This is a genomic window from Alkalibacterium psychrotolerans (genome assembly GCF_054784355.1).
Genome location: NZ_BAAGPH010000110.1, coordinates 1 through 5436 on the forward strand (window position 1 = coordinate 1; position 5436 = coordinate 5436).

General features: G+C 33.1%; 5 protein-coding genes. All 5 read left to right on the top strand.

Features of this window, described 5'->3' with window-relative positions; translation table 11 throughout:
* Nucleotides 1-329: 329 nt before the first annotated feature.
* The 5 genes from ACYVLS_RS09400 to ACYVLS_RS09420 all read left to right on the top strand — a co-directional run bounded on the left by ACYVLS_RS09400 (nt 330) and on the right by ACYVLS_RS09420 (nt 5316).
* Nucleotides 330-1304, top strand: coding sequence for a LacI family DNA-binding transcriptional regulator (locus ACYVLS_RS09400; protein WP_460323884.1), 975 nt, complete (start codon nt 330-332; stop codon nt 1302-1304).
* Nucleotides 1305-1409: 105 nt separating this feature from the next.
* On the top strand, nt 1410-2687 hold the full coding sequence (locus tag ACYVLS_RS09405) for an ABC transporter substrate-binding protein (protein ID WP_460323886.1): 1278 nt from the start codon (nt 1410-1412) through the stop codon (nt 2685-2687).
* 55 nt (nt 2688-2742) lie between these two features.
* The gene (locus ACYVLS_RS09410) at nt 2743-3669 is read left to right on the top strand and encodes a carbohydrate ABC transporter permease (protein WP_460323888.1); all 927 of its coding nucleotides are present in this window, start codon (nt 2743-2745) and stop codon (nt 3667-3669) included.
* 10 nt (nt 3670-3679) lie between these two features.
* Nucleotides 3680-4516 carry a carbohydrate ABC transporter permease gene (locus ACYVLS_RS09415; protein WP_460323890.1) on the top strand — a complete coding sequence of 279 codons (837 nt, stop codon included), beginning with the start codon at nt 3680-3682 and terminating at the stop codon, nt 4514-4516.
* Between the two features lie 8 nt (nt 4517-4524).
* Entirely contained in the window at nt 4525-5316 is a 792-nt protein-coding gene (locus ACYVLS_RS09420) for an inositol monophosphatase family protein (protein ID WP_460323892.1), read from the top strand.
* Nucleotides 5317-5436 lie beyond the last annotated feature (120 nt).

The following is a 5436-nucleotide window of genomic DNA, read 5'->3' on the forward strand; positions in this document are numbered from 1 at the left end:
TCCAGTCAATGGATTTAAATCAGTCATCACGTTAATTTTTTGAATCAATCGTCTACAAGGGAGAAGTATGCCTTCAAACAAACAAGAGAATCGTAAGAAGGTTCATTTAGTTAAAATCTACTTCGAGGAGAACGCACTATTTTGTAGAAAAATTCCCAATTTTTCCAAGAACGATTAATTTATTCAAGAAACCAGCTTAAATTATAGAGCTATGAATTATTCAGGATATAGTTTATTGAAAGTTATGTTATTAAGCTATGGTTCCTTAAATGTTCACAAACAGAATGTTAATTTTGTATTTTTTATTAGTCAAGATAGGAGGTTTTCTTATGGTAGGTTTGAAAGATGTTGCTACAAAAGCCAATGTATCAATGATGACTGTATCTAATGTACTAAACGGTAAAAGCAACGTTAGTGATTCAACAAAAGAAAAGGTATTAAAAGTATGTAAAGATTTAAATTATGTGCCTAATTATTTAGGAAAAGGTTTGAAGAATGGAGGAACAAACGTAATAGTCTTTAACTTCAGTGATTTTGAGAGAAGTTTCTATTTAAGAATTATTCAAGGTATTAATGAGTATCTGAACGATAATGGCTATAACTTTATCATTTGCACAAACGAAACAAGTGAAATTTTTATGAGATCATCTATATCAAGAGGAGCTATTTCATTAGATAGTAAAATGTCTGATGATTATTTAACAAAAATTGCCTCTGATAACTATCCTATAGTTTTAATGGACAGAATATTAAGTTCTTCTATGACTAAAAGTGTATTAGCAGAAAATTTTTTAGCATCATATATGTTAACTGAAAAATTAATTAATAATGGATATGAGAAATTTGCTTATATAAAAGGATTAAACACATTAGACACTCAGGAAAGGTTTGAGGGCTTTAAGAAAGCTCTTCAAGATTATGATATAGAACTTAACGAAAATAATATATATACAGGCGATTTTACTAAAAAAAGTGGTTATGAGGTAGGTGAAAAGATAATAAGCTTTTGCAATGTTGATGCAATTCTCTCTGCGAATGACAACATGGCATTGGGTGTATTAAAGGCAGCGGAGGAAAATTCTATTAAAGTACCTGAAGATATAGGGATTGTGGGATTTGACAATACAGAGATCGCTAGATCTAAAGGGCTTACTTCAGTGTCAATTCCAAGATATCATAGTGGGGTTGAAGCTGCAAAACTATTGATAAAAATGATTGATGGTGTTGAAGACAAAACTGAAGTTATAAGAATTGAGACTAAGATTAATTGGAGAAAGACCACTAAAGTTCTTGACTTTGATTAAGGAAAGCGTTAACATTAATTTAACGTTAAACATGGAGGTCGAGATTGTGTTATATTTTTTGTAATTTATGTTTAACGTTAAATATAAAAGTTGGAGGAATTTATAATGAAAAAAATTGTTTTTGTTTCTTTATCTTTACTTACGTTGGCAGCCTGTAATAATACTCAAGAAGAATCAGATACTAGTAATGGTACAAATGATTCAGCTGAACCCATTGAAGTTGTTTGGTCTCACGGGAGCGACTCTACAGGTACTTATGCTAGGTTGGTAGAAGCATTTAATGAATCTCAGTCTGAAGTTATTGTAACAGAGATTGAACAGCCCTCTGGAAGTGACGGACAGCATGATGACTTGGTTATTAAAATGAATGCGAGTGACACTACTGTTGATATTTTCAACATGGATATAGTCTGGCCTCCAGAATTTGGAAGTGCTGGCTGGGCAGAACCACTAAATGAATATTTTACAGATGAAGAAATTGAAGAATTTTTACCTGGACCTATAGAAGGTAATACATGGGATGACCAGTTATATTCAATGCCCTTATTTACAGATGCAGGTGTCTTATTTTATAGAACTGATATTTTAGAAGAAAATAATCTAGAAGCTCCATCGACGTTTGAAGAGTTCTATACAATGGCTGAGGAGCTATCTGGAGAAGAAACTACTTATGGATTTGTATTCCAAGGTAACCAGTATGAAGGATTAGTAACAAATGCTTTAGAATATATGTGGGGTAATGGTGGTACTGTTTTAAATGACGCTGGAGAAGTAGAAATAAATTCAGAAAATAATATCGAGGCTTTAGAATTTCTAATAGATATAACTGAAGCGGATTTTACACCTTCTGGAGTCACAACATATCAAGAAGATGACGGTAGAACAATGTTTGTTGAAGGGGATTCCGTCTTTCTTAGGAACTGGCCCTTTGTTTGGGCATTGTCACAAGAAGATGATTCACCTGTAAAAGATAATGTAGGTATGGCACCAATGCCGGTAGGTCCTAGTGGTGATGAGCCAGCGGCTACATTAGGAGGTTGGAATTTAGGGATAAATACCCATATTGATGATGAGAAGAAGGATGCTTCTGCAGAATTCTTGAGGTTTGTCGCTTCTGATGAAGGGCAAAGAATTATAGCAGATACCGGAAGACTCCCTGTTATTGATAGCGTTTACCAAGATGAAGATATTTTAAATGATTATCCTCATTTTGAACAGTTATACGATGTGTTAATTAATGCTAAACCACGACCAGTATCACCGGTTTACCCTAGGATCTCAGATATTATGCAAATAGAAATTCACAGAGCAATTACAGGAGACATCTCAGCACGAGAAGCTGTAGAAACAATGCAAGAAAGAATTGAAGATTTAATCAATTAAATATAAGTTTTATAAGGGCTACTATAAGTAGCCCTTTCTAATAAGGAGAGTTAATATGGCTGCAAATAGTAAAATGGGTAATAGTAAAGAAAAATCGGAAAGCTTTTTTGACAAATATCTAGCCTATATATTGATAATACCAGCTTTAAGCTTCTTAGCTATATTTGCTGTTTATCCTATATTAGATGCTGTTTGGCTTAGTATGCATGAGTACATGCTGAATATGCCTGCATTGGGTCAGCAATTTATAGGATTAGATAATTATATAAATATTTTTCAAGATGATCGTTTCTACAGTGCTCTGTATAACACAGTTTACTTTACAGTATTTTCAGTATCTCTAGAGTTGATATTTGGCTTAACTATTGCTTTGTTGATTAATAGAGCTTTTGTAGGACGTGGATTAGTAAGAGCAACAACATTAATACCTTGGGCTATTCCTACTGTAGTTGCTGGTATGATGTGGAGATTTATGTATAACGATCAGATAGGTATAGTGAACGATATACTAGTTAGGCTCGGAATAATGGATCAATATGTTTCATTTCTAGGTAGCAGAGCAAGTGCATTATGGGCCGTTATAATTGCTGATGTTTGGAAAACTACACCTTTTATGGCATTATTACTAATTGCAGGTTTACAAGTAATTCCAGATGAATTGTACGAACAGGCCAAAATTGATGGTGCTAATACATGGCAACGATTTTACAAAATAACCATGCCACTACTCAAACCTGCATTATTAGTTGCTTTACTATTTAGAACATTAGATGCATTTAGAGTCTTTGATATGGTAGTTGTTATGACAGGCGGTGGACCTGGTAATAGCACCGAAACACTCTCAATGTATGCGCACACAACTATGATGAGGTACTTAGATTTCGGTACTGGTTCTGCACTTGCTGTTATAACCATAGTTATAGTTATGCTTATAAGTTTAGTATTTGTAAAGGTATTAGGAATCAAAGTTGAGAAAGGTTAGGCGAAAAATCATGTCAAGTAATCTTAGAAAAAAATTAAATTTAGGTGCGTTTTATATTGGTCTTACAATATTCGTTTTGATAACTATGTTTCCTTTTATTTGGATTTTAATAACTTCTTTGAAGTCTACTGAAGAGTTATACCAGAGACCTCCAACTTGGGTACCTAGTTTTGATTTTTCGAGTTATGTTGAGATCTTTACTATACGTCCATTTCATATCTATCTTATGAACAGCTTTATTGTTGCGATAGCTTCTACATTTTTTGTGGTGATTTTCGCTTCATTGTGTGGTTATGCTATAGCTAGGTTAAAAATGAAGTTTAAATCTATATTTTTAGCATTAGTCTTAGCGGTATCAATGTTTCCAACAATTTCTGTTCTAAGTCCTATTTATATTATGCTTAGAGATGCAGGACTCCTTAATACTTATACCGGTTTAATATTGCCATATATTACTTTTGGGTTGCCGTTAGCTATATTCATTCTTTCAGCATTTTTTAGAGAAATACCAAAAGAGTTAGAAGAGTCAGCAGCAATGGATGGTTGTACTAAAATAGGTACATTCTTTAAAATTATCCTGCCATTGGCAGTGCCAGGAATATTTACTACTGCAATATTAGTATTTATTACTTCATGGAATGAGTTCATGTTTGCTTTAACATTGATGCCAAACGATAGAATGAGAACTGTACCGGTTGGAATTGCGATGTTTCCAGGAGATTATGAGCTTCCATGGGGACAAATATCTGCTGCCACAGTCGTGGTTACAATACCTATAGTCTTAATTGTGCTTTTATTCCAAAAGAAAATTATATCCGGAATTACCTCCGGTGCAGTGAAAGGGTAGGGTTATATATGGACTTATCAAATGTCTACAATGATATGATTAAATGGACAAAGGGTGCTGGCAAACTAATACTCGATAATTTAAATAATGATTATCAAGTGGAATATAAAAAGTCTAAATTTGATTTAGTGACGTATGTTGATAAAAAAGTTGAGCAGTATTTTATAGAGTTAATAACTGAAAAGTATCCTACACATTTTATATTAGGGGAAGAAACATCTAACTTGGCAGAATCCAATTTCGCGGATAAACAGACTATTTGGATTATTGATCCTATCGATGGTACTACTAGTTTTATTAAACAAAATCAAAATTTTTCTATTTCTGTAGCCCTTTATCATGATAACCAATTACAAATTGGAGTTATATATGATCCAATAAAAAATGAAATGTTTCATTGTCAAAAAGGTCATGGGGCATATATAAACGATAAAAAAATTCAAGAGTCGCAGTCTACACCGTTAGAGAGTGCACTAATAGGAATAAATAATGAATGGTTTATGAACAATAATAAGGTAGATTATCATAAAGTTCATAATTTAGCCTCAAAAACATTAGGTACCCGTATAATTGGTTGCGCAGCTCTGGAAATGGCATATGTAGCTATCGATAGATTGCAAGGTTTTATTTCATTTGAATTGTCACCATGGGACTGCGCAGCAGGGATTGTAATACTTGAGGAGGTTGGAATAGAAGTTGTTGATAAAGAATTTAATAATATCGACATACTCCAAAAAGAAATTTCTATTATTGCTGGAAGCAATCAACTCGTAAGTGAAATAAAAAATATATTTAATTAATAACTCAAGTTTCGCACCCCTAAGAACGACGTTCTATCCTTTTACCGTAAAGATCAGTTAGAATATTGAACTTAAAAGTACAGAAAAAGACACCTCTCTTTGGTAAAATGTAGTTACCAA

Coding starts and splice junctions, on each gene's coding strand:
- ACYVLS_RS09405 (WP_460323886.1), top strand. CDS start 1,410: ATGAAAAAAATTGTTTTTGTTTCTTTATCTTTACTTACGTTGGCAGCC.
- ACYVLS_RS09415 (WP_460323890.1), top strand. CDS start 3,680: ATGTCAAGTAATCTTAGAAAAAAATTAAATTTAGGTGCGTTTTATATT.
- ACYVLS_RS09400 (WP_460323884.1), top strand. CDS start 330: ATGGTAGGTTTGAAAGATGTTGCTACAAAAGCCAATGTATCAATGATG.
- ACYVLS_RS09420 (WP_460323892.1), top strand. CDS start 4,525: ATGGACTTATCAAATGTCTACAATGATATGATTAAATGGACAAAGGGT.
- ACYVLS_RS09410 (WP_460323888.1), top strand. CDS start 2,743: ATGGCTGCAAATAGTAAAATGGGTAATAGTAAAGAAAAATCGGAAAGC.